Origin of the sequence: Streptomyces sp. NPDC047880 (assembly GCF_040706515.1) — a bacterium.
In the GTDB taxonomy this organism is placed as follows: domain Bacteria; phylum Actinomycetota; class Actinomycetes; order Streptomycetales; family Streptomycetaceae; genus Streptomyces.
In genome coordinates this window covers 75,146-100,341 of record NZ_JBEZOK010000024.1, presented here as the reverse complement: position 1 = coordinate 100,341, position 25,196 = coordinate 75,146, and the positions used below count along the sequence as shown (strand labels likewise).

Here is a 25,196-nt window from a genome sequence, read left to right as displayed (position 1 = left end):
TGCGTTGTCCACAGGAATCCACACCCCTCGAAAAGTTATCCACAGGCTGTGTGGAAGATCTGTGGACTTCGGAATTGATCACTCCGGAAGCTGTGGGCACCCCTGAGAATTCCCCTTGCAAACCCGATTTACCCTCACTTTTGAGTGGAAATGGGTCACCCATAAGAGTTACGCAAGGGAAAACGGTGGACGAAGGGCTACCTACCTGCAGATGGGCGCATCAAGGGCCCGTAGGGCGATTTGTCGACTGGCTCATGCTTTGTTGTCGACTTGTCCCCAGGTCGAGAAGCGGACCTGTGGATAACCCCTGTGGATAACAACAATCAGCAGGTACGACCGGTCCGGAACGGGCCGGTGGCCCGGGCTAGAAGCGCCCGTCCTGGCACCGCGTGACCCAGTCCGCCGCACCCGCGAACTCCTCGTCGGACGTGCCCAGCCGCGGCGGCTGCACGTCCCCCGGCCGCATGTCCGCGCGCGGGTAGGAGCCCAGATAGCGCACCTGGAGGCAGATCCGCTTCAGGCCCATCAGGGCATCGGCCACCCGGCGGTCGGAGATGTGGCCCTCGGCGTCGATGCAGAAGCAGTAGTTGCCGATGCCGGCGCCGGTGGGCCGGGACTGGAGCAGCATGAGGTTGATGCCCCGGGTGGCGAACTCGCCCAGCAGGTCGCGCAGGCCACCGGGGTGGTCGTCGCGCTGCCACAGCACGATGGAGGTCTTGTCCGCGCCGGTCGGCGCCGCGGGCCGGGCGGGCCGGCCGACCAGAACGAAGCGCGTCTGGGCGTTCTCCGCGTCGTGGATCTGGGTCTCCAGGGCCTCCAGGCCGTAGCGGGCGGCTGCGAACTCGCCCGCGAAGGCGGCGTCGTACTGGCCCTCCTGGACCAGCCGTGCGGCGTCCGCGTTCGAGGCGGCCGACTCCCAGTGCGCGTCCGGGAGGTGCTTCTTGAGCCAGTTGCGCACCTGCGGCTGCGCGGCCGGGTGGGCGGAGACGGTCTTGATGTCCGACAGCTTCGTGCCCGGGCGGACCAGCAGCGCGAAGGTGATCGACAGCAGCACCTCGCGATAGATCATCAGCGGCGCGCCGGCGACCAGTTCGTCGAGGGTGGTGGTGATGCCGCCCTCGACGGAGTTCTCGATCGGCACGAACGCGGCCTCGGCCTCGCCGGCGCGCACGGCGTCGAGCGCGGACTGGACGGACACGTACGGGATGAGCTCCCGGGTGGCGGCCTCGGGAAGCGTGCGCAGGGCGACTTCGGTGAAGGTGCCCTCAGGGCCGAGATACGCATAGCTCGCTGGCATGAGCTCACCCTAATGGGCTCGCGGAAGCGCCATCCCCCACAAGCCGAACAATCCAGCACAGGAGTGAACTCTCACCCTTCCAGCAACTTCTGCCCCACGTACTCTCCCTCCGCGGCCCCGCCCGGTACCGCGAACAGGCCGCTCGACTCGTGCCGGATGAACTGCGACAGGGCGTCGCCGCGGTCGAGCTTGCGCTGAACGGGCACGAAGCCGCGCAGCGGATCGGCCTGCCAGCAGATGAAGAGCAGACCGGCGTCGGGCACCCCGTCGGCGTCGATGCCGTCGTGGAAGGAGAAGGGACGGCGGAGCATCGCCGCGCCGCCGTTCTGGTCGGGCCGGGTGATGCGGGCGTGGGCGTTGATCGGGACGACCAGGTTTCCCCGGGCGTCCGTCTTGTCCAGGTCCATCGCGGTCCTCTCGGTGCCGCCGGACAGGGCCGCACCGTCGGACTTGCGCCGCCCGATCACGTCCTCCTGCGCCTTCACGGAGAGCTGCTCCCAGTCGTCGAGGAGCATGCGGATCCGGCGTACGACGGCGTAGGAGCCGTTCGCCATCCAGGCCGGTTCGCCCTTCTCCGGCTTCTCCGGCACGAAGATGCGCTGGTCGAAGTCGGCCTCGCCCGGCTTGGGGTTGCGGGTGCCGTCGATCTGGCCCATCAGGTTGCGGGCCGTCATGGGGTGGGAGGTGGCGCCCGGTGAGCGGTTGAAGCCGTTCATCTGCCAGCGCACCTTGGCGGCCCGGCCGGCGTCCTTCTGTATCGCGCGCAGGGCGTGGAAGGCGACCAGGGCGTCGTTGGCGCCGATCTGCACCCACAGGTCGCCGTTGCTGCGGTTCTTGTCGAGGTGGTCGGAGGAGAACTCGGGCAGTGGGTCCAGGGCGGCCGGACGCTGCTTTTCCAGGCCTGTCCTGGCGAAGAAGCTGTGGCCGAAGCCGAAGGTGATCGTCAGAGAGGAGGGTCCGGCGTCACGGGCGACGTCGGTGTCCCCGTGGGTGCTCGGTTCCCCCGCCATGAGCCGCCGGGCCGTCTCCGACCAGCGGCGGAGCAGCGCGGAGGCCTCCTTGCGGCCGGCGCCCGCCGCCAGGTCGAAGGCGACGAGGTGGCCGCGCGCCTGGAGGCCGTCGGTGATCCCGGGCTGATGTTTCCCGTGAAACATCGCCCGGTCCGTGCCGAGCGAGGTGAGCGGGGCGGCCGCTTCGGAGGGGGCGGCGGTGTAACCCACGGCGGCACCCGCGGTGCCGAGGACGAGCCCGGTGGCACCCGCGGTACCGAGCAGCCGCCGCCGTGAGACGCCCTCGTGGGCGGGGGCCGCTTCGTTCTTCCCCGGGCCGGCCTCGGGGGTGCGGGCCTTCGGGAGGGACTGGTCAGGCATGGTCGTTCAGCCGATCTGCGCGTTCTTGGAGACGGTCACCTCGTCGATGTCGGAGGTCCGCACGGTCACGTCGACCTTCCAGTCGCCGGCCATGGGGATCTGCACTCCGTTCGCCGACCAGTGTCCGGTGGCGAGGTGGTCCGGGACGACGGGCAGGGGCCCGATGTCCTTGGCTTTCAGGGTGAACTCGACCTTCACCTCGGGGATGTCGAAGGCCCTGCCGTTGGGGCGCTCCACGTAGACGTGCATCTCGTTGTCGCCCACGCGTGCGGGGTCGAGGTCGATGGTGACGATGCCCTTGCCGTCCTCGCCGCCGGTGTCGAACGGCATGTTCAGGGTCAGCGCCCCGGACGCGCCCGTGTCGGCGGAGGCGGACGCGGACGACGAGGTGGCCGCCTTGGCCTCCTGCTCGGTGCGTCCCGGCTCGGTCTGCGTCAGCACGGTGGTGACGGCGAGCAGCACGACGGCGACGCCGGCCTCGGTCAGCACGGAGCGGCGCAGCCCGAAGCGGTTCGGGTCCGCGTCCCGGACCCGCTTGCGCTGTGCGGCGTCCCGGGCGGCCTGCTGCCGGGCGAGCTGTGCGGCGCGTTCGGTGCCCGCGGGCCCGGCGCGGGTGGGCTCGGTATCTGCGGGTTCGGTGCCGGACTGTTCGTCGGTGTCGAGGCGCCGGGCGCGCTTGTCGTCACCCTGGCTCTCGCCGACGGCGTCCGCCTCGTCGGCGGTGTCCGAGCTTCCGGCCGCGACTGCGTCGGCGGCGGCAGCGGGCTCCATGGTGCCGGTGTCGTCCGTCCGCGCGCCGACCCGCTCCTTCTCGCGTACGGGCGACACCTCCACCGGCGCCGTCTCCGTCAGCCTCCCCGTCCACCGGCGCGAGATCCACGCGATGCCGACCAGGACGACCACGAGGGCGATCTTGGCGAGGAGGAGTTGCCCGTAGCGGGTGTCGGTGAAGGCCGGCCAGGAGCCGAGCTGGCGCCATGACTGGTACGTCCCGGTCGCGATCAGGACGAGGACGCTGCCGAAGGCGACCTGCGAGAAGCGGCGTACCGCCGTCGCGTCGGCGGGCGTTTCGGCGGGCGCGCGGTACAGGGCGGCCAGCAGTGCGCCCAGTCCGCCGAGCCAGGCGGCCACGGCCAGCAGATGGAGCACGTCGACCGGCATGGCGATGCCGGCCTGGAGACCGACGGAGGCGTGCTCGGACATCGCCCAGCTCGCCGCGAGCCCGGCCGCCACGACGACGCCGCCGAGCGACAGCCCGAAGGTCAGGTCCCTCTTCTCCCGGGCGTCCTCCCGCTTGTCGTACGCCCCGAAGAGCACGGCGATGAACAGGGCGGCCGCGGCGAGCAGCAGCAACCGGGACACCAGGGCCGCGCCGGTCTTGGTCTGCAGCACCTGCCCGAGCAGGGACAGGTCGAAGACGTCGGCGACCTTCCCGGAGCCGGTGAAGGAGCCGCGCAGGAGCAGCAGCGCGAGGGTCGCCGCGGTGAGGGCGACCCACCCGGAGACGACGTACCGCTGTACCGGCCGCACCCCGGAACCGCGCTGCCAGCAGGCGAGCACGAAGGCGGCGCCGCCGGCCATCACGATGAACCCGGCGTACGACACGTACCGTCCGAAGCCGTACAGCCAGCCCACGACCCCGTCGTCCGTCGACTGCCCGGAGACCGACACGGAGGTCTTGGAGGGGGCCCCGATGGAGAAGGTGTAGGCGCCGGCGACGGGATGGCTGTCCGCGGAGACGACCTGGTAGGCCACTGTGTAGGTGCCATCGGGCAGGCCCGAGTGCAGGGGCACGGCGTACGTCGTACCGCTGACGTTGGCCGGTCTGGCTGTGTCGACCCGCTTGCCCTGGGGGTCGAGCACGCGCAGCGAGTCGTCGGACAGCGCGACCGGCTCGGAGAAGGTGAGCGAGATCCGGGCCGGGGCCTTGTCGACCACCGCCCCCTGCCCGGGGTCGCTGCCGGTCACCGCGGCGTGCGCGGAGGCCGGGCCGGCTCCGGCGAGGAGTGCGCAGGCCGCGGCCAGGAGCAGCAGCACCAGTGCCCGGACGCGGGGGGCGATGGTCTGTGTCACGGAGGTCCCTCCCTCAGTGTCCGGTCGTCGGGGTGTAGGTCGGCGGCTTCACCGGCATCTCGACCTTCACCGGGTCGGAGTGCGCGAAGTGCAGCTCGAGGGAGACCGTCTGGCCTTCCTTCGGCTTGCTCTTCAGCTGCTCGAACATCAGGTGGTCGCCGCCGCTCCTCAGTTCCAGCCGCCCGCCCGCGGGAATCTTGAGGCTCTTCACCTCCTGCATCGCCCCGTCGACGGTCTCGTGCACGGTGATCTGACCGGCGACGTCACTGGTGACCGAGGTCAGCTCGTCGGCCGCGCCGCCCTTGTTGGTGACGGTGAGGAAGCCGGCCGCCATGTCGTCGGACACCGGCTGCGGCATGTAGGCGGAGCCGGCGGAGAGTTCCGGCTTCCCCGAATCGTTTCCGCTGTCGGAGTCCGAGCCGCCGCAGCCCGCCAGGGCCAGGGCACCGGCTATGGCGAGGGCCGCCGGGGCGAGTCGCCGCCTCACGGGTTCTCCCCCTTGGCGATCTTGGGGAGGTCCTTGCCGTAGTCGTCGACGTCGGCGTCCTCTCCGTAGAGCACGTAGCCGCTGTCGGTCTTCGGGGAGAACGCGATGACCTGGGTGCCGTGCTCGGAGATCAGCTTGCCGTTCTTGTCCTTGCGCGTCGGCTCGATGGAGATGCCGAGGGTACGGGCGCCGGCCTGGATGGTCGCGAAGTCACCGGTCAGGCCGATGAACCGGCTGTCGACGCCCTTGAGCCACTTGCCGAGCTCGGCGGAGGTGTCCCGCTTGGGGTCGGTGGTGACGAACACCACCCGCAGCTGGTCCTGCTCGGCCTTGGGCAGCTGCTTCATGGCGACGGCGATGTTGTTCATCGTCAGCGGGCAGACGTCGGGGCAGTGGGTGTAGCCGAAGTAGATCAGCGTGGGCTTGCCCTCGGTCTCCTTGCGGAGGTCGTACTTCTTGCCCTGTGTGTCGGTGAGGACCAGGTCCGGCTTCTCGAACGGCTTGTCGAGGACCGTGGCGGCCTTGTCGGAGCCGGCCTCCTCGGACACCACGGAGACGGGCTGATCGCCCGCGTCGCCGCTGCCGCAGGCGGTCAGGGTCAGGGAGGCGGCGGCGAGCAGCGCGGCCGCGGCGAAGGTCTTGGTGCGCATAGAAAAATGTCCCAGATGTCGGTGACCCGGCGCGCACCGGGGTGCCCCCGCACGGGGCGGGGATCCGGCGCGCGCCGTCAACGGAAGCAGCCTCAGGCGTTGGCCCGCCGGCGCCCGGCGAGCACGCCGTAGGCGACACCCGCGGCGCCGACCACGATGCCGACGATGCCCAGCACGCGGGCGGTGGTGTCGGTGCCGTCGGAGGAGGCGGAGTCGGAGGACGCGGTGTGGGCGGAGGCCTTCTCGGCCGACTTGGCGTCGGAGTCCTCATCGGCCGCCGCGCCGTGGTGCCCGTCCTCGGAGGCCGCGGACAGCTCCAGCACCGGGGCCGGGTTGTCGGGCTCCTCCTTGCCCTTCTGCGGCACCTCGATCCAGCGGACGACCTCCTTGTTGGAGTACGTCTGCAGGGCCTTGAAGGCCAGCTGGTCGGTGTCCTCGGGCAGCTGGCCGACGGAGAGCGGGAACTTCTCGAAGTAGCCGGGCTCGATCCCCTTGCCGTCCGCGGTCCACGTGACCTTGGAGACGGCCTCGGTGATCTTCTCGCCGTGCATCTCCAGCGGCTTGTCCAGCTTGGACTTGGTGACCTCGATCTTCCAGCCGGGCATGGGCTCCGGCATGACGGAGGCCAGCGGGTGGTCGGTCGGGAAGCTGACCTCGAGCTTGGTGGTCGAGGCGTCGTCGCGCTCGTTGGGCACCTTGAAGCCGATGACCGCGTAGCCGCCCTTGGCGGCCGTGCCCTCGGGCTGCACGCTGACGTGCGCGAAGGCGGGGGCGGACAGGGCGAGAACGGTGATACCGGCGGCGGCACCGGCCGCGACGATACGGGAAGCCTTCATGGAAGGAGCACTCCGCTGTGAGTCGGTCTGAATGAGGAAGGAGGGATGCGCGCACACGCGCGTGCCGCACGACGGCGGCCCCTCCTCCGCGGGAGCGGAGTGCTGGTGGTCGTGTCGCGTCAGGCGGCGAGGGCGAGTGCGGCGCCGGAAACCGTGGCGGCCGGTGGGCCGCGTCGGATCACCGTGTGCTGGAGCGCCGTCGTGCGAGGCACCGGCGGTGCGGGCCGCGTGGTGGGCGCCGGGCGCGGGTGGGCCTCCGGGGCCCCAGGGAGCCCGGCGCGCAGGGCGCGGACCAGTGCGAGAGCGGCCCGCAGGGAGCGCATCAGCGCTCCTTCGGCGACTTTCTGCGCCGACAGCTGGGTGAGCCGCAGCAGAGCAAGGTCGCCGTGGCGCAGCAGCCAGCCGGCGGCGAGGGCCGCGAGGACGTGGCCGAGCAGCATCGGCAGGGACGGCCACAGCGAGGCCGAGGACCCGGACGCGGTGTCCGCCACCAGATGCGTGTGTGTGCCCGTGGGCGGCTGGATCCGGGCCTCGGTGAGGATCCGGTGGGCCTGCGCCGGGCTGATCGCAGCCGCCGTCGTTCCGCACACGAACCGTGCGGCCTGCTGGACCAGCGCGGCGTCACTTCCGCCCGCGGGCACCGAGGACGTGGCGACGGCCGTACCGTGCTGGCCGAGGCCGAACAGCGTGTGCAGCACCGTCTGGCCGACTGCGAGCAGTGCGGCGATCCCCGCCAGTGAGCGGACGCGCCCGGCGAGCGGAGCCGCCACCGCGGCCACCCCGAGGAACCCGGCGCCCAGCGTCCACAGCGGGATGCCGTCGCAGGAGGCGAGCGCGTGACCTGCCCCGGCCAGCACGACGCAGACCGCGGCGAACACCGCGGCCCGGAGGAACCGGAGCGTGTGTCCGGAGCGCGTCGCGCGCGCGTGGGGGGCAGTCATGGCGGGCTCATCATCGCACTGGCCCCGCAGGCCTCGTGCGGCAGGTCCACAAGATGCTGTACGAGCGGAACATCATGCTCTGGCCGCGCGTGCCCCGGATGCACCGATACCTGCCCCCCACATACACCGATCAGGACCAGCGCGCATCCGCCGTATGGGCGGCCTCACATCAACTTCACGCTTACACGGGGGGAGTGAGGGCAATACGTAACGGTATGTCGAGCCGCGGCCGGGAGGCTGGAGCATGAGCATCTGGTGGTCACTCCATCTGCGGCGCGAAGCTGCGAGCGTGCCGCTCGCCCGCCGCCTGCTGGTCGGCACGATGGAGACCGCGGGCGTCGACCCGGACATCTCCTACGACCTTTCCGTCGCCCTAACCGAGGCGTGCGCGAACGCCGTGGAACACGGCGGGGATACAGGACGCGGCCCCGGTTCAGAGGCTTACCGGGTCACCGCCTACCTCGACGGCGAGAAGTGCAGGATCGAGGTCGCCGACGCGGGACCGGGCTTCCCGGCGGCGTCCCCGGGCCGGTCCCGCCCGCCGATCCGCCCCGCGCACTCCGACGCGGAGAGCGGCAGGGGGCTGTGCCTCATCGAGGAGCTCGCCGACCACGTCCACATCGGCAACAAGCCGGACCGGGGCGGAGCCGTGGTGAGCTTTGACAAGGTCCTGAAGTGGCGTTCCGGCGCCCCGCTGATGGCGGTCTGACATACCGGAGCCAAGGCACTGTTTCACGTGAAACAGCCGCGTTTCACGTGAAACATCACCTCTGGTCAGCCGCCCTCTACAGCGCTCCCCAGTCCAGCGTCGTCCGGGCCAGTCCCGCCACGTCCCTCAGCAGCGCCAGCCGCGCAGCCCGCACCGCCGGGTCGGGATCCATGACCAGCACCTCGTCGAAGAAGACGCCGATCGCCTCGACCAGCGGGGCGGAAACCTCGATCAGCGCGCCGAGATCGTCCTCCCGCCCCTGCAGCGCCTGCCGTACGGCCTGCGTGCTCTCGGCGAGGCGCAGTTCGGCCGGGGCGGTCAGCAGTGACGCATCGGCCGCCTCGGCACCGCCCTCGGGCAGGATGCGCACGACCCGCTGGAACGCGGCGGCCAGCGCCTCGAACGCCTCGCTGGAGACATGCCGTTCCAGCGTGGCCAGCGTGCGGTCGCCGTGGGCGGGCCGGTCGGCCCACACCAGTACGGCCTGAACGAGCCGGTGCTCGTGCCCGGCGTCCGTCAGTTGCTGCTCGTAGCGCCGGGTGATGAGCTCGGCGGCCTCGGCGACCCGCTCGGCGGGCACCTCGACGCCCTGCGCGGCGTAGCGCACGGCCGCCGCGCGCAGCCCCTCGCTCACCCGCACCCCGGCCACGGCGGGCACACTCCGCAACACGTTGAGCAGCCCGATCGCGGCCCGGCGCACTCCGTACGGATCGGAGCTCCCCGTCGGTGCGGCGCCGATCAGGAACATGCCCGTCACCAGGTCGAACCGGTCGGCGAGGGACAGCACGGCCCCCGCGTCCCCGGCCGGCAGGGCGCCACCGGCGGAGCGCGGCAGCTCCATCTCGGCCAGTGCACGGGCGACCTCGGGGGACTCCCCGGCCCGGCGGGCGTACTCCTCCGCCATGACCCCGGCCAGCCCGGAGAACTCGATCACCATCTGGGACGCCAGGTCGAACTTGGCCAGCGCGCCGGCCCGCCGTACGACCTCCACCGACTCCTCCGGGAGCCCGGCCCGTCCGGCCAGGTCCTGAGCGAGGGAGGCGAGCCTGACGGCACGGTCGGCGACCGTCCCGAGCCGGTCCTCGAAGGTCAGCTTGTCCAGCCGGCGCCGGAACTCCTCCGGCGCCACCTTCAGATCCGCCCGCCAGAAGAACGCGGCGTCCTCGTAACGGGCGCGCAGCACCGCCTCGTTGCCCGCCCGCACCACGTCGTCGTCGCACAGGGCGTTGGCGAACGTCACGAAGTGCGGCATGAGCCGGTCGCCGTCCAGCACCGGCAGATAGCGCTGGTGCTTGCGCATCACGGTGGTCAGGACACTCGAGGGCAGTTCGAGATAGCGCTCGTCGAACGAGCCCCGGACGGCGTACGGGAACTCCAGGATGTCGGTGATCTCGTCGATCAGCCCGGCCTGTTCCTCCACGTCGATGCGCCCGCCCACCTCGGCCGCCGCCTCCAGGGCACCGCGCACGACCGCGCCGCGGCGGGCCTCCCGGTCGAGCAGGATGCCGTGCATGTGCAGGAAGTGGGGGTAGCCCTCGGCGGAGGTCACCTGGACCTCCGGGTAGGGGGCCTGGCGCTGCACCCGTGTGGTGTCGCCGGACGACAGGGAGGAGACCACCACGGGCAGGGGAGTGCGCCCCAGCAGCGCGAGCAGCCACCGCACGGGACGCGAGAACGACAGCCCCGGGTCGCTCCAGCGCATGTTGCGCCCCGCCCGCAGCCCCGAGACGACCTCGGCGAGCAGCTCGCTGAGCACCTCTACGGCCGGGCGGCCCTCCTCGTGACGGGTGAGCGCCACGTACTCGACCCCGTTGTTCTCGACCACGCGCACATCGGCCGCCTCGGCGCCCTGGCTGCGGGCGAAGCCGAGGAGAGCAGGGGTGGGGGCGCCGTCCTTATAGGCGGCGGCGACCTTGGGCCCCCGCACCGTCCGCATGGTGTCCCGCTCCCTCGGCTGCACACCGTCGACCGTGATCACGATCCGGCGCGGTGTGGCCATCACGGTGATCGCGCCGTGCCCCAGCCGGGTCGCCGCGAGCTTGGCGGTGACCGACTCGCGCACCGCTTCGGTGGTGGCGGGGACGTCCGCGTACGGCAGCTCCTCCACACCGATCTCGAACAGCAGCGTCTCGACGCCGGGCACCTTGGGCAGCGTGGCGCGCTCGGCAGGGGCCGGAGCCGCCGCCAGCCCGAGCGGATGCTCCAGCGCGGCCCGCCGCCGCTCCCACAGCTTGGCCGTCTCGTGCGTCAGACCGCGCATCAGCGAGAACGCCTTGGCCCGCTCGGTGGTGCTGATCGCCCCGCGCGCGTCGAGCACGTTGAAGGTGTGGCTGCACTTCAGCACGTACGTGTACGCCGGGACCGGCAGCTCCAGGTCCAGCAGGCGCCGGGCCTCGGCCGCGTACGACTCGAACAGCCGGTGGTTGGTGTCGATGTCGGCGTCGTCGAGGTAGTAGCGGCTCATCTCGTACTCGTTCTGCCCGAACACCTCGCCGTAGGTGATGCCCGGCGCATAGGCGATGTCCTTGAAGTGGGACACGCCCTGAAGGTTCATCAGGATGCGTTCGAGTCCGTACGTGATCTCCACCGACACCGGGTCCAGGGCGACACCGCCGACCTGCTGGAAGTAGGTGAACTGGGTGATCTCCATGCCGTCCAGCCAGACCTCCCAGCCCAGACCCCAGGCGCCGAGCGCGGGTGAGGCCCAGTTGTCCTCGACGAACCGCACGTCGTGTGCGTTCAGGTCGACGCCGAGGGCGCGCAGGCTGCCCAGGTAGAGCTCCTGCGGGTTGCCCGGGTCGGGCTTGAGGATCACCTGGAACTGGGTGTGGGTCTGAAGCCGGTTGGGGTTCTCGCCGTAACGCGAGTCGTCCGGCCGCACGCTCGGCTCCACGTAGGCGACACTCCAGGGCTCGGGGCCGAGCACCCGCAGCGCCGTGGCCGGGTTGGCCGTACCGGCTCCGACCTCGGTGTTCAGCGGCTGCGTGATCATGCAGCCGTTGTCGCTCCAGTACTTCTGCAGGGTGAGGATGGCGTCCTGCATGGTCAGCGCCGTCTGAACGTTCTTCATGATGATCGCGCCTGTTCCCCGAGTCGGACCGGCAAGGTCGGCCATGATCTCACACGTCAACTAGCGCTGACCTGCTGTTTCTTGACCGACCGGTCGGACGTGTGCTGGGAGGGGCCGCGGGGGGTGGGTGCCACCGGATCGCCGGGGGGCGGGCGCGGGTCCTCTGTGGCTGGTCGCGCAGTTCCCCGCGCCCCCTCGGCGCGCGGTCCACCAGGGGGCGAGGCAAAGGGGGCCCACAGCCTGGACCCATCCGTCTCATGGGTGGCTCCCCTACATTCCCGGCCCATGACGGGAACTCGGTACGGGAACGGCTGTGAGGACGAGGTACTCGCGCGGACCGCCGTCGACGCCCTGGTCGGCCAGCTGGCCCTGGCCCCCAAGCCGGGCCTGCCCGACCCGCGGGACCGCACAGCCCGGGACCACAGCGCCCTGCGATGGGCGGCTCGGGCACTGCTCCCCGGCCTCACCGCGATGGCCGCCACAGCCCGCCGCACGGGCGAGCCCGGTTTCCGCCTCCGCGCGGACCTGGGAGCGATCGGCCGCTCCACGGAACACACCGTGGCGCTGGCGGGCGGCGGCCACCGAGGAGCCCTGTGGACACTCGGCCTGCTGGTGGCGGCGACGGCACTGCGGCCGGGAGCCGGACCGGCCGACATCACGGCCCTGGCCGGACAACTGGCCGCCCACCCGGACCGGAGCGCCCCGCGCCGCCCCTCACGCGGTTCCACGATGTCGGCCCGCTACGGCGCGGCCGGTGCGCGAGGAGAGGCCAGGGCCGGCTTCCCGCACGTCCGCCGCGCCCTGAACGCCCTCACGACCGCACGCGGTCAGGGCGCCACCGAACCTCAGGCCCGGCTGGACGCCCTGCTCACGGTGATGTCCACCCTCCAGGACACGGAACTGCTCCACACGGCGGGGCCGATGGGACTGCGCCACGTCCAGGCGGGAGCGCGCCGGGTCCTGGAGGCGGGCGGTACGGCGACGGAGTCCGGCGCGGCGGCGCTGAGAGCCCTGGACACGGACCTCACGGAACGCACCTGGGCCCCGAGGGGCAGCGCACCCCTGCTCACGGGCGCCCTGTTCCTGGACGCCCTCAAGCTGGTGGGGACTGCGCGACCGGTCCCCACGCACCCGCGGACGACGCTCAGCCCTTGACGGACGCCATCCACGCCTCGACCTCGTCGGACCGCCTGGGCAGCGCCGCACTGAGGTTACGGTTGCCGTCCTCGGTGACGAGGATGTCGTCCTCGATCCGCACTCCGATGCCCCGGTACTCCTCGGGCACGGTCAGGTCGTCGGCCTGGAAGTACAGCCCGGGCTCGACAGTGAGGCACATGCCCGGCTCCAGCGTGCCGTCGACGTACGTCTCCACTCGCGCGGCAGCGCAGTCGTGCACGTCCATGCCGAGCATGTGCCCGGTCCCGTGCAGCGTCCAGCGCCGCTGCAGCCCCAGCTCCAGCACCCGCTCCACCGGCCCCTCGACGAGCCCCCACTCGACGAGCTTCTCGGCCAGCACCCGCTGGGCGGCGTCGTGGAAGTCGCGGTACTTCGCGCCCGGCTTCACCGCCGCGATCCCGGCCTCCTGGGCCTCGTACACGGCGTCGTAGATCTTGCGCTGAAGATCACTGAAGCGGCCGTTGATCGGCAGCGTGCGCGTCACGTCGGCCGTGTAGTACGTGTGCGTCTCCACACCCGCGTCGAGCAGCAGCAGCTCGCCCGAGCGGACCGCCCCGTCGTTGCGCACCCAGTGCAGTGTGCAGGCGTGCGGCCCGGCCGCGGCGATCGTGCCGTAACCGACGTCGTTGCCCTCCACGCGGGCGCGGAGGAAGAACGTGCCCTCGATGTACCGCTCGGAGGTCGCCTCGGCCTTGTCGAGGACCTTCACCACGTCCTCGAAGCCGCGCACGGTCGAGTCGACCGCCTTCTGCAGCTCGGCGACCTCGAAATCGTCCTTGACCAGCCGTGCCTCGGAGAGGAAGACCCGCAGCTCCTCGTCGCGCTCGGCGGTGACCTTGTCGGTCAGGGCCGCCTCGATGCCGGCGTCGTACCCGCGCACCACCCGTACCGGGCCGGTGGCCTCGCGCAGGGCGCCGGCCAGCTCGCGCACGTCGGAGGCGGGGATGCCGTACAGCTTCCCGGCCTCGGTGAGGGAGTGCCGGCGGCCGACCCACAGCTCGCCCTGGCCGTCCAGCCAGAACTCGCCGTTCTCGCGGTCGGAGCGCGGCAGCAGGTAGATCGTCGCCTCGTGGCCCTCGTCCTTCGGCTCCAGGACCAGGACGCCGTCCTCGGTCTGGTTGCCGGTGAGGTAGGCGTACTCGACGGAGGCGCGGAAGGCGTACTCGGTGTCGTTCGAGCGGGTCTTCAGGTTGCCCGCGGGGATCACCAGCCGCTCACCCGGGAAGCGCGCGGAGAGCGCGGCCCGGCGGGCGGCGGTCTCGGCGGCCTGGGGGATGGGCTCGAGGTCGCGCAGCTCGGTGTCGGCCCAACCGCTCTTCATGTTCTCGGCCAGCTCGTCGGACACGCCCGGGTACAGTCCGTTCTTCCGCTGCTTGATCGGCTCTTCGCTCTCGTCCGGGGTCGCCGGTGTGAGCTCCTCGGCCACGGTCATCCTCCTCGATACGGCACTGGACCACCGTCCACTCTACGGCGGCGGTGAAGCGGGCCCAGGGCGATGACGAGGAGCGTTACTCGAACCGGACCGCCAGCAGGACGACGTCCTCCGCACCGTCCGCCGCGTCCAGCCCGTCGGGCAGCACGCTGCGCAGGACGTGGTCGGCGATGGCACCGGGGTCGCCGCGCAGGGCACGGGGCACCGATGCCGCTGCCGCGTGCAGGCGGGCGAAGGCGCGGTCGGTGGCCTCGCCGGTGCGGTGCAGCAGCCCGTCGGTGTAGAGCAGAACCGTCTCTCCTGGCTCGGCGAGGATCTCCACGCTCGGCGCCTCCCAGCAGGCGAGCATGCCCAGCGGGGCGGAGACGGACGTCTCCACGAACTCGGTGCGGCGCTGTCCGACGAGCAGCGGCGGGCTGTGTCCGGCCCCCGCCAGCGTGATCTTGCGTGCGGCCGGTTCGCAGTAGCCGAACAGCGCGGTGGCCGAACGGGCCGGTTCGGTCAGCCGCAGCAGCAGCTCCAGGTCGGACAGGACGGCGACCGGGTCCTCCCCTTCCATGACGGCGTACGCGCGCAGCGACGCCCGCAGCCGCCCCATCGCGGCGACCGCGCTGGGGCCCGAGCCGGTGACGGATCCCACGGCGAGGCCGAGGGCGGCGTCGGGCAGCGGCAGCGCGTCGTACCAGTCGCCGCCGCCGCGCGGGCCGGTGCGGTGCCGGGCCGCGAGCTGGACACCGGCCACCCGGGGCAGCCGCGCGGGCAGCAACTCGTCCGACATCGTGGCCATGGACGTGCGGGCGCGTTCCAGCTCGAGGAGGCGTGCCAGGTGCTCGGCGGCGTACCGCGCGTAGAGGCCGGCGAGATGGCGTTGCCGCTCGCCGGGTTCGGCGGGCTCGTCGTAGAGCCACACGGCGGCGCCGAGGCGGACGGCGGTGTCGGCGGTCAGGGGGAGGGCGTAGCTGGCGGCGTAGCCGAGGCGGGCAGCGACCTCGCGGTGGCGGGGGTCGAGTCCCTCTTCGGCGAAGAGGTCGGGGACGGCGATGCCGCCCTCGCCGCCCGGCAGCCCGTCGAGGATGCGTCCGTAGGACAGGGCGCTGCGCGGCACCGTCTCGATGTGGCCGAGATCGGCGCGGGCGAGGCCCAGTCCGATGGTGGTGTCGGGGCCGAGTCCGTCGCCGGGTTCCAGGACGACGAGGCCGCGCCGGGCACCCACCAGGGCGGCGCCGGCCCGCAGCAGTTCCTGGAGCGCTTCGCCGAGCCTGGCCGTGCGGGCCAGGCGTTCGGTGAGTTCGTGCAAGGTGGTGAGGTCGGAGACCCAGCCGGCGAGACGGTCCTGGAGCACGGCACCGGCGGGGGCCGGGGGGTTCGCGGGAGAGGCCGGGGACGAGCCCGGCGTCGCGGGCGCGACAGTGTGTGCGGGAGCAGGAACCGTTGAATCGATTCCGGCCACTTTCGGAGGGTGCGGAGCGTTCATGGCGTCCGGCCTTCCCACCGGCACGTACTGCTCAAAAGCATCGCAAACCCCCATGTCATTCTGCGTCGCTAGCAGTGTCTCCACATGTACACGCACTCGTGAGGAGATGTCCAGCATTGTCCTGCCGGGATTCCTGGTGTCCGTGAGGTGCGAGGGAACAACTCTCCTTCCTCTTGCGGAAATGCAAAGTTGGCTTAAAACTGCCTCAGGGGACGGCTTATTGCGGTCGACTGGGCTTGCTCGACGGAGCGTCACAACGGTCGTGATGGGTACGTACTCGGTGAAGGCCAGGGGTGGTTGAGAGTCACCCGGAACCTGGTGACGGAACCGGGCGTCCTATCCACCGACGACCGTGCCCCATCCTCCCGTGGCGGAGGCGGAGAGAAATACGCGCGACGGCAAACGCCATACTTCGCCACCCCTACGCCACGCCCGTGCTTTCGACAGACGCAGTAAGGGCGGGACGGCCGCGGAGGCAGCCCAATGCTCGACCCATAGGGGTTCCCCTTGCTTCAAGCAGGGGTGTGATGCGCCAACAGGTACGCACAGTGAAGTGATCGACACATGATGTGATGTGGACCACGGTGTTGCCAGGCGTGCAACGGAAAGGAACGAGCGCTCATGCGCGAGATCCTCGGAAGGCGACGCAGGCTCTTGTCCCAGGGAAGCGACGGGAAGCCTGAGCTGATCGGCGCGGCCCTGACCTACGCGACGCAATGGCGGTGGCCCGTACTGCCGGGTGTGGCGGCGGACCCGCGGGCGCACTCCCGCTGCAGCTGCCCCGACCCCGACTGCACGGTGCCTGGTGCGCACCCCTTCGACCCCGGCCTCCTCGCGGCCACCACAGACGGACGCATGGTGCGCTGGTGGTGGGGCAACCGGCCGACGGCTCCGATCGTTCTGGCCACCGGCGGTCATGCCCCCTGCGCGGTCTCGCTGCCGGCCCTGCCGGCCGCCCGCGCGCTGAAGGCGCTCGACCAGATGGGCATGCGGCTCGGCCCGGTCGTGGCCTCCCCCGCCCGCTGGGCGATCCTCGTCAAGCCGTACTCCATGGAGCAGCTCGGGGAACTGCTCTACGCCAAGGACTTCGTGCCCGGCTCGCTCCGTTTCCACGGCGAGGGCGGCTACCTGGCCCTGCCGCCCTCCGAGACGGGACAGGGCGAGATCCGCTGGGAGCGCGCGCCGCTGCCCGGCTCGGCCTCACCCTGGGTGCCCGATGTCGAGGCAGTGGTGGACGCCGTGGTCGAAGCCCTCACTCGTACGGGTGTGAGCGCGCCCGAGTTCTAGGGCTGTCGGGCGCGCCGAGCCCGGCGCCCGCCCCGGCGCGTTAAGTTCCGGAACCATGCGGCGTCACGCCCGGGACCGCTCCCGGGACCCACGAAGAACCAGACTGTTCGCCCTCGCGGGTGTCGTGGCGGCGTGTGCGATCGCACTGCCGCTGGCGGTGGCGTCCGCGGGGCCCGTGGGGCCGAGGGGGGCCAAGGGAGCTGCGGGTTCGGCGGGTGCCGACGCTCCCCTGACCGGTTCCGCCGCGGTACGCCCTTCGCCGCGCGACGACGACAAGGTACCCCGGGTGCCGTCCGCCGCCCCCGGCCTCCCGGTGCTCGGCCAGGGGCTGTCGACCGCCGTGCGGTGCGGGCCCGAACTCTCCACACCCGACGGGATCGAGGCACAGACGTGTGTGGTGACGCAGGGTGCGCAGACCTGGGCGCGTACGTACTACCGCAATGCGACGGGCGAAGCGCTGGACGCCGTGCTGAGCCTGATGGGCCCCGGCGACCGCAGTGTGCGGATGACGTGTGCAGTCGGGGCGGGGGACGAGCCGGGGACCTGCGAGACGCCCAGGGAGTCCGCACGCGGGTATCCGGCGGCGTACACGGCCGTCGCGGAGTTCGCCGAGCGGGGCCGAAGGGGACCGATGCTGCTGCGGTCGGGAAGCAACTAGCTTGCAGAAACGGCTAGTTGAGAAGCCGCCGCGTTCCGTGCCTGGAAGCGGGGACGCAAAGACCCGGTTGCTGGCGACGGGGGATGCACCAGCAACCGGGCTATAGGAACGGTAACAAGAGATCGGCGGTTCGCAAATTCGAACTCGCCTTTCCGGTCACCGACTGGCTTGTCCCTGACGGGAGTTGTGCTTCGCGGGGCGCGAGAAGCCAGCCGGCCGGCGGACCGGCCGGCCGGACGCCGGGCCCGGCGTCAGCTGAGCGTGACCTGCCGGTTGGTGAGGCCGCCGCGGGCGCGGCGCTCGTCCGCCGTGAGGGGCGCGTCCGTCGCCAGGGCGGCGGCGAGGCGCTCGGCGAACTCCGCCGCGGGCTTCTCCACGTCCTCGGCGGTGACCCCGCTGGGCAGGTCCCACACCGGCACCGTGAGCCCATGGGCGCGGAAGGAGCCCACCAGGCGGGTGCCCTCGCCGAGGCTGGAACGGCCCGCGGCGTGCAGCCGCGCGAGGGCGTCCAGCAGCCGCTCCTCGGCGTGCGGCATGACCCACCGCAGATGGTTCTTCTCCGGCGTCTCGCACCAGTACGCGGCGTCCACGCCCTGGAGCTTGACGGTCGGGATGGCCGCGGCGTTGGCCCGCTCCAGGGAGGCGGTCACATCGGGCGTGGCGTTCTCCGGGTCCGGCACCCAGAACTCGAAGCCGCTGTGCACTTCTGGCTCGAACGCGCCCTCGGGGTCGAGCAGATCCTGCAGCCGCGGGCTGTCGGCCGGGGCGCGGCGGCCCTGGACGGGCGTGCCGGGCTCGGCTTCCAGGGCGCGCTGGAGGGTGTCGGCGAGGTCGCGGCTGATGTCGCCGGAGGCGGTGTCGTTCTGCAGGCCGAGCAGGACCGAGCCGTCGTCGCGGCGCAGAGCAGGCCAGGCCATGGGAAGGACCGTGGCCAGGGTGACCGCCGGGACGCCCTCGGGCAGGCCGTCCTTGAGCTTCAGTTCGACCGTCGCCGCCGGGACCAGCTCGCGCAGGGCCACCCAGTCGCATTCGCCGGGCAGGCCCTCGAAGGGGCGGTGCACCAGCTCGGTCGCGGCGTGCGAGGCGGCCCGGCCGTGACAGGCCTTGTAGCGGCGGCCGCTGCCGCAGGGGCAGGGCTCACGAGCGCCGACGACCGGGACGTCTCCCTCGGCACCGACGGTGCGGGCCCCGCCCGTGGTCTGCGGGCGCTTGGCCTTCGTCTGAGGTCGCTTCTTGGCCATCGATGGGTCTCCCGATTACGGCTCGTCTCGTACGGTCGCGAGCCTAGCCGTTCGCGCCCCGGGGCACGGGGTCCTGTGGACGACACCCGGGGGCACGGGGTCCTGAGGACGACACCCGGTCCGGCGCGGCGCACGCACCCCGTCCGTGTCGTGGCTCAGCCCATGTCGTCGAAGGCGTCCGCGAAGTCGAGCCCGGGTATCCCGGAGACCGCGGGGGCGGTGACGCGCGTCGCGAAGTCGTCGCGGCGGTGGCCCGCGTCCGGGTCGTGCACGTCGTCGTGGACGACGACCCACACGGTGACCTCGCCGCGGATGTCGTCCCGCACGCCCCAGTCGTCGGCGAGCGCGGTGATGATGTTCAGCCCGCGGCCGCCGTGCGCCGTGACCGACGGGGTCGCGGGGGCGGGGCGGGTCGGGCCGCCGCCGTCCGTGACCTCCACGACGAGCCGGCCGGCCGGCTCCACGCGCCACGCGGCACGGACGTTGCCGTCACCGGACAGCGCGTCGCCGAGGGGTCTGCCGTGCTTGCAGGCGTTGCTCAAGAGTTCGGAAAGGATCAGTACGGCGTCGTCGATGACCGATTCCGCGACTCCACCTCTGCGCAGCTGCGCACGCATCCGGTGTCTCGCTTCCCCCACGCCCGCAGGGCCATGGGGTACGGCCATGCTCGACGACGTGGGCACCTCCTGTGCCACCACCAACGCCACCCCCGAGACCTCCTTCGCCCCACGCCACGGTGTGGATGCCCCATTGGCCTGTACCGGAAACCGGCCAATCCACGTCCGGTGACGCACTCACCACGACCGCATACGGATCGAACGCGCCGGAGCACTCCCTGTAACCGTATGGCTTGAAATCATCGGTGTGGCCGAGAGGGGAGGATCCCGTCTGCGGTGGTGTGGGGTCAAGAGGTGTGCGTGGGTCTGGTGGGACTTGAGAGGTTGGTGGCACCGGGTCCGGGTGTCAGCGGCCGAGCTGGTCCAGCACCGCGCGCGGACGGTTGGTGATGATGGCGTCGACGCCGAGCTCGACGCAGCGGTCCACGTCGTCCGGCTCGTTCACGGTCCACACGTGCACCTGGTGGCCGGCCTGCTTCAGGCGCGCGATGTACAGGGGGTGGTTGCGCACGATGCGGATGGAGGGACCCACGATCCGCACGCCCGGGGGCAGCCGTCCGTCACGCAGCCGGGGCGAGAGGAACTGCGTCAGGTAGACCGTCGGGAGCGTCGGCGAGGCGGCACGCACACGGTGGAGCGAGCGGGCCGAGAAGCTCATGACCCGCACCTGCGACTCCGCCGGGGAGAGCGGGGCATCGAGGCCGAACCGCTTCAGCAGGTCCAGCAGCCGGTCCTCGACCTGCCCGGCCCAGCGCGTGGGGTGCTTGGTCTCGATGGCCAGTTCCACGCGGCGCCCGGCGTCGGCGACGAGCTCCAGCAGCCGCTCCAGGGTGAGTACGGATGTCGCCTCGCGGTCCTCCGGGCGGTGCTCCCAGTCGGGTTCCTCGTCGCGGCCCTTCCAGGCCGCGCCCGTCTTCCAGGAGCCGAAGTCCAGGGCGGCGAGGTCGGCGAGCTCCAGGGCGGAGACCGCGCCGCGGCCGTTGGACGTACGGTTGATCCGTCGGTCGTGGACACAGACCAGGTGGCCGTCGGCGGTGAGGCGCACATCGCATTCGAGGGCGTCCGCGCCGTCCTCGATCGCCTTGGTGTACGCGGCCAGGGTGTGTTCCGGGGCGTCCTCGGAGGCTCCGCGGTGGGCGACGACTTGAATCACATGCTGTCGTGCGTGGGTCACCGCGTCATGGTGCCACCGAGTGCGGGTACGCGTCCGGTCGGACGGAATCGCCGGAGAGGCAGGTCCGGACGGAGGCATTGGGATTGCATCCTTTTCACCGGTAATGACCTATATAAAGAATGGCCTCGGACGCACAGCCACCGCTTATGGTGCTCTGACGGCCAGTGGGAAAAGCTGACGGCATACAAAGGGACAAGCACAGCTGTATCGCGCCGGACCCGTCGGCCGGCGCGAAAGAGCATGAATACGTGCGACCCGGAAAACGGCCGTGGATCTAGGAGAGAAGCTGTGAGCACCGAGAACGAGGGCACCGCGGTACCCCCCGCCCCGTCCGCACCCCCCGTGCCGGTGGACGCTCCCGCTGCTCCGGCGCCCCAGGCACAGGCCCACCAGGGGTCGTACGGACAGGACGCCCAGGGGCAGGTCCCTCAGGGCCAGGGCGGCGCCGGCCATCCCGGGGCCTCCTCCTCCGCCCCCGACCCGTCCTGGCCCCCGCCCCCGCCGCCGACCTCCCCGTACGGCGACGGAGGGTCCGGGTCCGGTTCGGGCGGATGGGGTTCGTCGTACCAGCAGCCGGCACCGCCGTCCGGCCGCAGGCGCGGTGGTCTGGTCGCCGCGGTCCTGGTGGCCGCGCTGGTCGCGGGTGGTTTTGGCGGCGGCCTCGGGTACGTGCTGGCGAAGAACGACGACGAGAGCACCGGCTCGACGACGGTCTCGGCCTCGGCGAGCGGCGGTGACGTCAAGCGCGACCCGGGCACGACCGCGGGCGTCGCCGCGAAGGCACTGCCGAGCACGGTCACGATCGAGGCCGAGAGCACCAGCGGCGAGGGCGGCACGGGCACGGGCTTCGTCTTCGACAAGCAGGGTCACATCGTCACCAACAACCACGTGGTGGCGGACGCGGTGGACGGCGGCAAGCTGACGGCGACCTTCCCGAGCGGCAAGAAGTACGACGCCGAGGTGGTCGGTCACGCGCAGGGCTACGACGTGGCCGTCGTCAAGCTCAAGGACGCCCCCTCGGACCTCAAGCCGCTCACTCTCGGCGACTCGGACAAGGTGGCCGTCGGGGACGCGACCATCGCGATCGGCGCCCCGTTCGGTCTGTCCGACACGGTGACGACGGGCATCATCAGCGCGAAGAACCGCCCGGTGGCCTCCAGTGACGGCAGCGGCAGCCAGGCGTCGTACATGAGCGCCCTGCAGACCGACGCCTCGATCAACCCGGGCAACTCCGGCGGCCCGCTGCTGGACGCGCAGGGCAATGTCATCGGCATCAACTCCGCGATCCAGTCCACCGGCAACGGCGGCTTCGGCACCGGTCAGTCGGGCTCGATCGGCCTGGGCTTCGCCATCCCGATCAACCAGGCCAAGTACGTCGCCCAGGAGCTGATCAAGAACGGCAAGCCGGTGTACGCGAAGATCGGCGCGTCGGTGTCCCTGGACGACAGCTCCGACGGTGCGCAGATCACCGACCAGGGCGCGAGCGGCGCGGCACCGGTGGAGCCGGGCGGCCCGGCCGCGAAGGCGGGCCTCAAGCCCGGCGACGTCATCACCAAGCTCGACGACCGGGTGATCGACTCCGGCCCGACCCTGATCGGCGAGATCTGGACGCACCAGCCCGGCGACAAGGTCACGATCACCTACGAGCGGGGCGGCAAGCAGCACACGGTCGATGTGACGCTCGGTTCCCGCGTCGGCGACAACTGACCCCCACCCGCCCGCACCGACCCGTTACCCTTGTCCCCGCGCCGCCGATCACGGCCGGCGCGGGGAGGTGTGCCCGAGCGGCCGAAGGGAACGGTCTTGAAAACCGTCGTGGCAGCGATGTCACCGTGGGTTCAAATCCCACCGCCTCCGCGCAGGTCATAGATGTTGCAGGTCAGAAGGGGTGTCTCTCTCCGGAGGGGCACCCCTTCCGCATGGGCTCTGTCTCACCTTGATCCGGCTGGGTCGCGTTGTTGATCAGTGCGTGTGGACCAGCGGTGGACCAGCTCTGGCCTGTGGGACAGCCCTGCTTGCAGGGAGTCCGCTGCTGACGCGGAACCATCACGTTGACGATGCGGACGGGGGCCGGCCATCGGCGAATCTTCGCTTCGCGCCCTCGCGTGGCAATGGTTTCGAACGTGGTAGTCGGCAGGCATGCCGATGAAGCCTTCCGGTGACGCGGAGCGCCCGTCTCGGTCCGGGCGACTGCACCGCGTGATCAGCCGTTCGCCAGTCGGGCGGGGATGGAGGCGGAGCAGGGATACCGAGCTGTGGTCGCGTTCGCTGGGCTTCGCGGCTCTGGGGCTGCTCACGCTGGTACCGCTGCTGATCATTGTCTCCGCTGCCGACGCCGAGCACGGGCGGGGGTTCGCTCAGTGGCTGGGGGAAGGGCTCGGCGTGTCGACGGCTTCCAGGCGGCAGGTCGAGCAGTTGTTCATCCGGCCCGGCCAGGCCCTGCGGACCACGACCGCCTTCGGTGTCGGCGCCCTTGCCGTGTTCGGCCTGACCTTCGGGGCGGCGGTGCAGACCGGCTATGAGAAGGTCTGGGACCTGCCGCCGGCTCGCTGGTGGGCCCGATGGCGGCATGTGGTGTGGCTCGGCGTCCTCACCGGATACCTCTACCTGTCCGCCACCACCACGCTGCGGCGCGAACCTCTGGCGGGTGGGGCCGTCGCATCGCTGAGTGCCGTGTTGTTCGTGTGGTGGTCCCAGCGCCTGCTGCTCGGCGGGAGGGTCCGCTGGCGTGCCCTGCTGCCCGGCGCCGTGGCCACCGTGATCGGGCTGCTCGGCCTGAGGGTCTTCTCCCGGCTCGTCTTCTCGCCGCTGATCGCGTCCAACGCCGTCACCTACGGGCCCGTCGGAACCGTCCTGGTCATCGAGTCCTGGCTGGTCGGCGTAGGCGTCGTGGTCTTCGGCGGGGCGCTGGTCGGCCGACTGCTGTACGAGGAACTGCTCCGCATGGCGCAGGCGCTGAAACAGCGCAGGTGACGTGTGTCCGGGTCACACTTTGCAAGACCATTCCCTTCGGCGGATGTTGCAGGTCAGAAGGGGTGTCTCTCTCCGGAGTGCACCCCTTCCGCATGGGGCCACGGGTTCGGTGGGCGCTGCGGGTGGTTCAGGGGAGCAGCTCGGTACGGGCGGGGGCCTGCGGGGGGAGGTCGTGGCGGGTGTAGTACTCCGTGCCGAGCAGGTGGTGCCGTTCGGGGGCGGAGAGGGCGGCTATAACGCCCGGTGCGGCTCCCCGTGTCACCTCCGTGCGGTGGGACAGGATTGCCGCGACCTTGCGGTCCAGCCAGGGGGTGACGTCGACGGTGGCGGTGACGTGCGCGTCCGGGACCGTGCGCAGCGCCTTTCCGGCGGGGAGCAGGTGTGCGCCCCAGGTCCGGACCGCCTTGTGGGGGTGGGTCGACACGTACAGGGCTTTCGGCTGCCAGGGCTCCCCCGCCTCCGGGTAGAGGCGTTCCAGGCCGGCCGCGTGGGCCGCCAGGACCGTCACGCGGTGGGTGTGGACGTGGTCCTCGTGGCCCGTGAGTCCGCCGTAGGCGTCGTGGGTGACGACGATCTCCGGGCGGAAGTCGCGCAGGTGCGCGACCAGTTCCCCCACCGCCGCGTCCAGCGGGGCGTCGCACCAGCGCGGCCGGGCCGGGGCCGAGTGCGGGACGCGGGAGTCGGCGTAACCCAGCATGCGTGGCGGGCCTGCGCCCAGGACGCCGAGCGCCTCGGCCAGTTCCCCGGCGCGCGCGGTGTCCGCCGACCAGGTCGCCGTGACGACCGCCGTGCGCGCGCCCGCGCACGCGTGGCGGGCGAGGACGCCGCCCGCCGACAGGGACTCGTCATCGGGATGGGCGAAGACCGCGAGCAGGCTCGGTACCGGCATGCACCCTCGCTACGGCCGGTCCGGCGCCGACCGCGGTGCCCCGGTGATGCCGATCGCCTGGCTCGGGCACTTCTCCACCGCTTCCAGGACCTCGGGATCGTCGCCCGTCCGCTCGCGGCCCGGGAGGACGACCCCGTAGCCCTCGACGAACGCGAAGACCGATGGTGCCCGGTGGGCGCACTCGGCGGAGCCGTAACAGAGGTCGCGGTCCACGAAGACCTTCATGCCGTTCCTTCCTCCTCCTGACGGCATCGGACCCGTGGCCGTCGGGAGTTGACTTCCCGGCACGTCCGCCGCTGAACCGGCCCGGTCAGCGCGCGCCTCCGGCTGCACCCAGCCAGTGGGCGACCTGGCGTACGGCCGCCTCGTCGAGCCGTTCCACCACGGCCCGGACGGTCGTGTCGTCCTCGGGGGAGAGGTCGTAGAACCCCGCCTTGGTCAGGCCCGCCATGAGGACCTGATGGCGGCGGTCCGTCATCCGGTCCGCCAGTCGTGTCGGTTCGCCCGGTCCGCCGGCCGGATCGCCGTGGGGAGGGGAAGGGGTCGCCTGCCCCACGGGGGCCGGCTGCGCGGCAGGTTCAAAAGGGATGTCGAAGCGGTGCCACGCGCCGTCCCTCGGGCCCCACAGGGCGACGGTCACCTCGTCGCCCCGCGCGCGCAGTGTCTGGGTCATCTCACCGAGCGCGTACAGCACGGGCGAGCGGTGGGGTGACTGCGCGGCCGTCCGCCAGGACCCCTCGGCCGGCCGGTAGAACATCGCGACCCAGCGTGGCGCGCCCTGCGGTGACGGGCTCTGCGGTGACGGGCTCCGCGGTGGCGGACTCGGTGGTTGTGGGTGCTGT

Annotated in this window: 22 protein-coding genes and 1 tRNA gene; 7 read left to right on the top strand and 16 right to left on the bottom strand. The window is 71.5% G+C overall.

The annotated features are described in order from the left end of the window. Positions 1 to 364 precede the first annotated feature (364 nt). The 7 genes from pheA to AB0937_RS29720 form a co-directional block, all read right to left on the bottom strand. Positions 365 to 1,297 (bottom strand): prephenate dehydratase, encoded by a 933-nt coding sequence (pheA, locus tag AB0937_RS29750; RefSeq protein WP_366715869.1) that lies wholly within the window; start codon positions 1,295 to 1,297, stop codon positions 365 to 367. Between the two features lie 71 nt (positions 1,298 to 1,368). Next, positions 1,369 to 2,667: an iron uptake transporter deferrochelatase/peroxidase subunit gene (efeB, locus tag AB0937_RS29745; RefSeq protein WP_366715867.1), complete on the bottom strand. Its 1,299-nt coding sequence runs from the start codon at positions 2,665 to 2,667 to the stop codon at positions 1,369 to 1,371. Between the two features lie 6 nt (positions 2,668 to 2,673). Continuing rightward, positions 2,674 to 4,740: a copper resistance protein CopC gene (locus AB0937_RS29740; protein ID WP_366715866.1), complete on the bottom strand. Its 2,067-nt coding sequence runs from the start codon at positions 4,738 to 4,740 to the stop codon at positions 2,674 to 2,676. Between the two features lie 13 nt (positions 4,741 to 4,753). Then, the gene (locus AB0937_RS29735; RefSeq protein WP_366715864.1) at positions 4,754 to 5,227 is read right to left on the bottom strand and encodes a copper chaperone PCu(A)C; all 474 of its coding nucleotides are present in this window, start codon (positions 5,225 to 5,227) and stop codon (positions 4,754 to 4,756) included. Further along, positions 5,224 to 5,877 (bottom strand): SCO family protein, encoded by a 654-nt coding sequence (locus tag AB0937_RS29730; protein ID WP_366715862.1) that lies wholly within the window; start codon positions 5,875 to 5,877, stop codon positions 5,224 to 5,226. The genes AB0937_RS29735 and AB0937_RS29730 overlap by 4 nt, the downstream gene beginning before the upstream one ends. 92 nt (positions 5,878 to 5,969) lie before the next feature. Beyond that, entirely contained in the window at positions 5,970 to 6,713 is a 744-nt protein-coding gene (locus AB0937_RS29725; protein ID WP_366715860.1) for a YcnI family protein, read from the bottom strand. A 119-nt stretch (positions 6,714 to 6,832) separates the two neighbouring features. Continuing rightward, a complete protein-coding gene (locus AB0937_RS29720; protein WP_366715858.1) occupies positions 6,833 to 7,654 on the bottom strand; it encodes a hypothetical protein in 822 nt (273 codons plus the stop codon). Positions 7,655 to 7,898: 244 nt separating this feature from the next. Here AB0937_RS29720 and AB0937_RS29715 point away from each other — a divergent pair, with 244 nt between their 5' ends. After that, entirely contained in the window at positions 7,899 to 8,363 is a 465-nt protein-coding gene (locus AB0937_RS29715; RefSeq protein WP_366715856.1) for an ATP-binding protein, read from the top strand. A 76-nt stretch (positions 8,364 to 8,439) separates the two neighbouring features. On the opposite strand, the gene AB0937_RS29710 is transcribed toward AB0937_RS29715, so the two are convergent. Next, on the bottom strand, positions 8,440 to 11,433 hold the full coding sequence (locus AB0937_RS29710; protein ID WP_366715854.1) for a glycine--tRNA ligase: 2,994 nt from the start codon (positions 11,431 to 11,433) through the stop codon (positions 8,440 to 8,442). A 285-nt stretch (positions 11,434 to 11,718) separates the two neighbouring features. Here AB0937_RS29710 and AB0937_RS29705 point away from each other — a divergent pair, with 285 nt between their 5' ends. Further along, complete coding sequence (locus AB0937_RS29705) at positions 11,719 to 12,588, top strand: triphosphoribosyl-dephospho-CoA synthase (protein WP_366715853.1); 870 nt, start codon at positions 11,719 to 11,721, stop codon at positions 12,586 to 12,588. On the opposite strand, the gene AB0937_RS29700 is transcribed toward AB0937_RS29705, so the two are convergent. Both AB0937_RS29700 and AB0937_RS29695 read right to left on the bottom strand, forming a co-directional pair. Then, positions 12,578 to 14,035 carry an aminopeptidase P family protein gene (locus tag AB0937_RS29700; RefSeq protein ID WP_366715851.1) on the bottom strand — a complete coding sequence of 486 codons (1,458 nt, stop codon included), beginning with the start codon at positions 14,033 to 14,035 and terminating at the stop codon, positions 12,578 to 12,580. The two genes, AB0937_RS29705 and AB0937_RS29700, sit on opposite strands and share 11 nt — an antisense overlap. 82 nt (positions 14,036 to 14,117) lie before the next feature. Beyond that, positions 14,118 to 15,632 carry a PP2C family protein-serine/threonine phosphatase gene (locus AB0937_RS29695; RefSeq protein ID WP_366715849.1) on the bottom strand — a complete coding sequence of 505 codons (1,515 nt, stop codon included), beginning with the start codon at positions 15,630 to 15,632 and terminating at the stop codon, positions 14,118 to 14,120. 504 nt (positions 15,633 to 16,136) lie between these two features. Between AB0937_RS29695 and AB0937_RS29690 the strand changes: the two genes are divergently transcribed. Together AB0937_RS29690 and AB0937_RS29685 are read left to right on the top strand one after the other, a co-directional pair. Continuing rightward, positions 16,137 to 16,802, top strand: a complete 666-nt coding sequence (locus tag AB0937_RS29690; RefSeq protein WP_366715847.1) for a bifunctional DNA primase/polymerase — start codon at positions 16,137 to 16,139, stop codon at positions 16,800 to 16,802. Positions 16,803 to 16,857: 55 nt separating this feature from the next. After that, on the top strand, positions 16,858 to 17,460 hold the full coding sequence (locus AB0937_RS29685; RefSeq protein ID WP_366715845.1) for a hypothetical protein: 603 nt from the start codon (positions 16,858 to 16,860) through the stop codon (positions 17,458 to 17,460). Between the two features lie 251 nt (positions 17,461 to 17,711). Here AB0937_RS29685 and AB0937_RS29680 read toward each other — a convergent pair whose 3' ends face one another. The 3 genes from AB0937_RS29680 to AB0937_RS29670 all read right to left on the bottom strand — a co-directional run bounded on the left by AB0937_RS29680 (position 17,712) and on the right by AB0937_RS29670 (position 20,492). Then, complete coding sequence (locus AB0937_RS29680; RefSeq protein WP_366715843.1) at positions 17,712 to 18,701, bottom strand: DUF5926 family protein; 990 nt, start codon at positions 18,699 to 18,701, stop codon at positions 17,712 to 17,714. A 155-nt stretch (positions 18,702 to 18,856) separates the two neighbouring features. After that, positions 18,857 to 19,495, bottom strand: coding sequence for an ATP-binding protein (locus tag AB0937_RS29675; protein WP_366715841.1), 639 nt, complete (start codon positions 19,493 to 19,495; stop codon positions 18,857 to 18,859). Between the two features lie 169 nt (positions 19,496 to 19,664). Continuing rightward, entirely contained in the window at positions 19,665 to 20,492 is an 828-nt protein-coding gene (locus AB0937_RS29670) for a glycerophosphodiester phosphodiesterase (protein ID WP_366715839.1), read from the bottom strand. Between the two features lie 288 nt (positions 20,493 to 20,780). Between AB0937_RS29670 and AB0937_RS29665 the strand changes: the two genes are divergently transcribed. From AB0937_RS29665 to AB0937_RS29655, 3 genes are all read left to right on the top strand, one after another. Next, positions 20,781 to 22,199, top strand: a complete 1,419-nt coding sequence (locus AB0937_RS29665) for a trypsin-like peptidase domain-containing protein (RefSeq protein ID WP_366715837.1) — start codon at positions 20,781 to 20,783, stop codon at positions 22,197 to 22,199. Positions 22,200 to 22,262: 63 nt separating this feature from the next. Further along, a tRNA-Ser gene (locus AB0937_RS29660) sits at positions 22,263 to 22,349 on the top strand. Positions 22,350 to 22,631: 282 nt separating this feature from the next. Then, positions 22,632 to 23,465, top strand: a complete 834-nt coding sequence (locus AB0937_RS29655) for a ribonuclease BN (RefSeq protein ID WP_366715835.1) — start codon at positions 22,632 to 22,634, stop codon at positions 23,463 to 23,465. A 127-nt stretch (positions 23,466 to 23,592) separates the two neighbouring features. On the opposite strand, the gene AB0937_RS29650 is transcribed toward AB0937_RS29655, so the two are convergent. The 3 genes from AB0937_RS29650 to AB0937_RS29640 form a co-directional block, all read right to left on the bottom strand. After that, positions 23,593 to 24,354 carry a PIG-L deacetylase family protein gene (locus AB0937_RS29650; protein WP_366715833.1) on the bottom strand — a complete coding sequence of 254 codons (762 nt, stop codon included), beginning with the start codon at positions 24,352 to 24,354 and terminating at the stop codon, positions 23,593 to 23,595. 9 nt (positions 24,355 to 24,363) lie between these two features. Further along, complete coding sequence (locus tag AB0937_RS29645) at positions 24,364 to 24,579, bottom strand: ferredoxin (RefSeq protein ID WP_366715831.1); 216 nt, start codon at positions 24,577 to 24,579, stop codon at positions 24,364 to 24,366. 85 nt (positions 24,580 to 24,664) lie between these two features. Further along, positions 24,665 to 25,111 carry a hypothetical protein gene (locus tag AB0937_RS29640; RefSeq protein ID WP_366715829.1) on the bottom strand — a complete coding sequence of 149 codons (447 nt, stop codon included), beginning with the start codon at positions 25,109 to 25,111 and terminating at the stop codon, positions 24,665 to 24,667. Positions 25,112 to 25,196 lie beyond the last annotated feature (85 nt).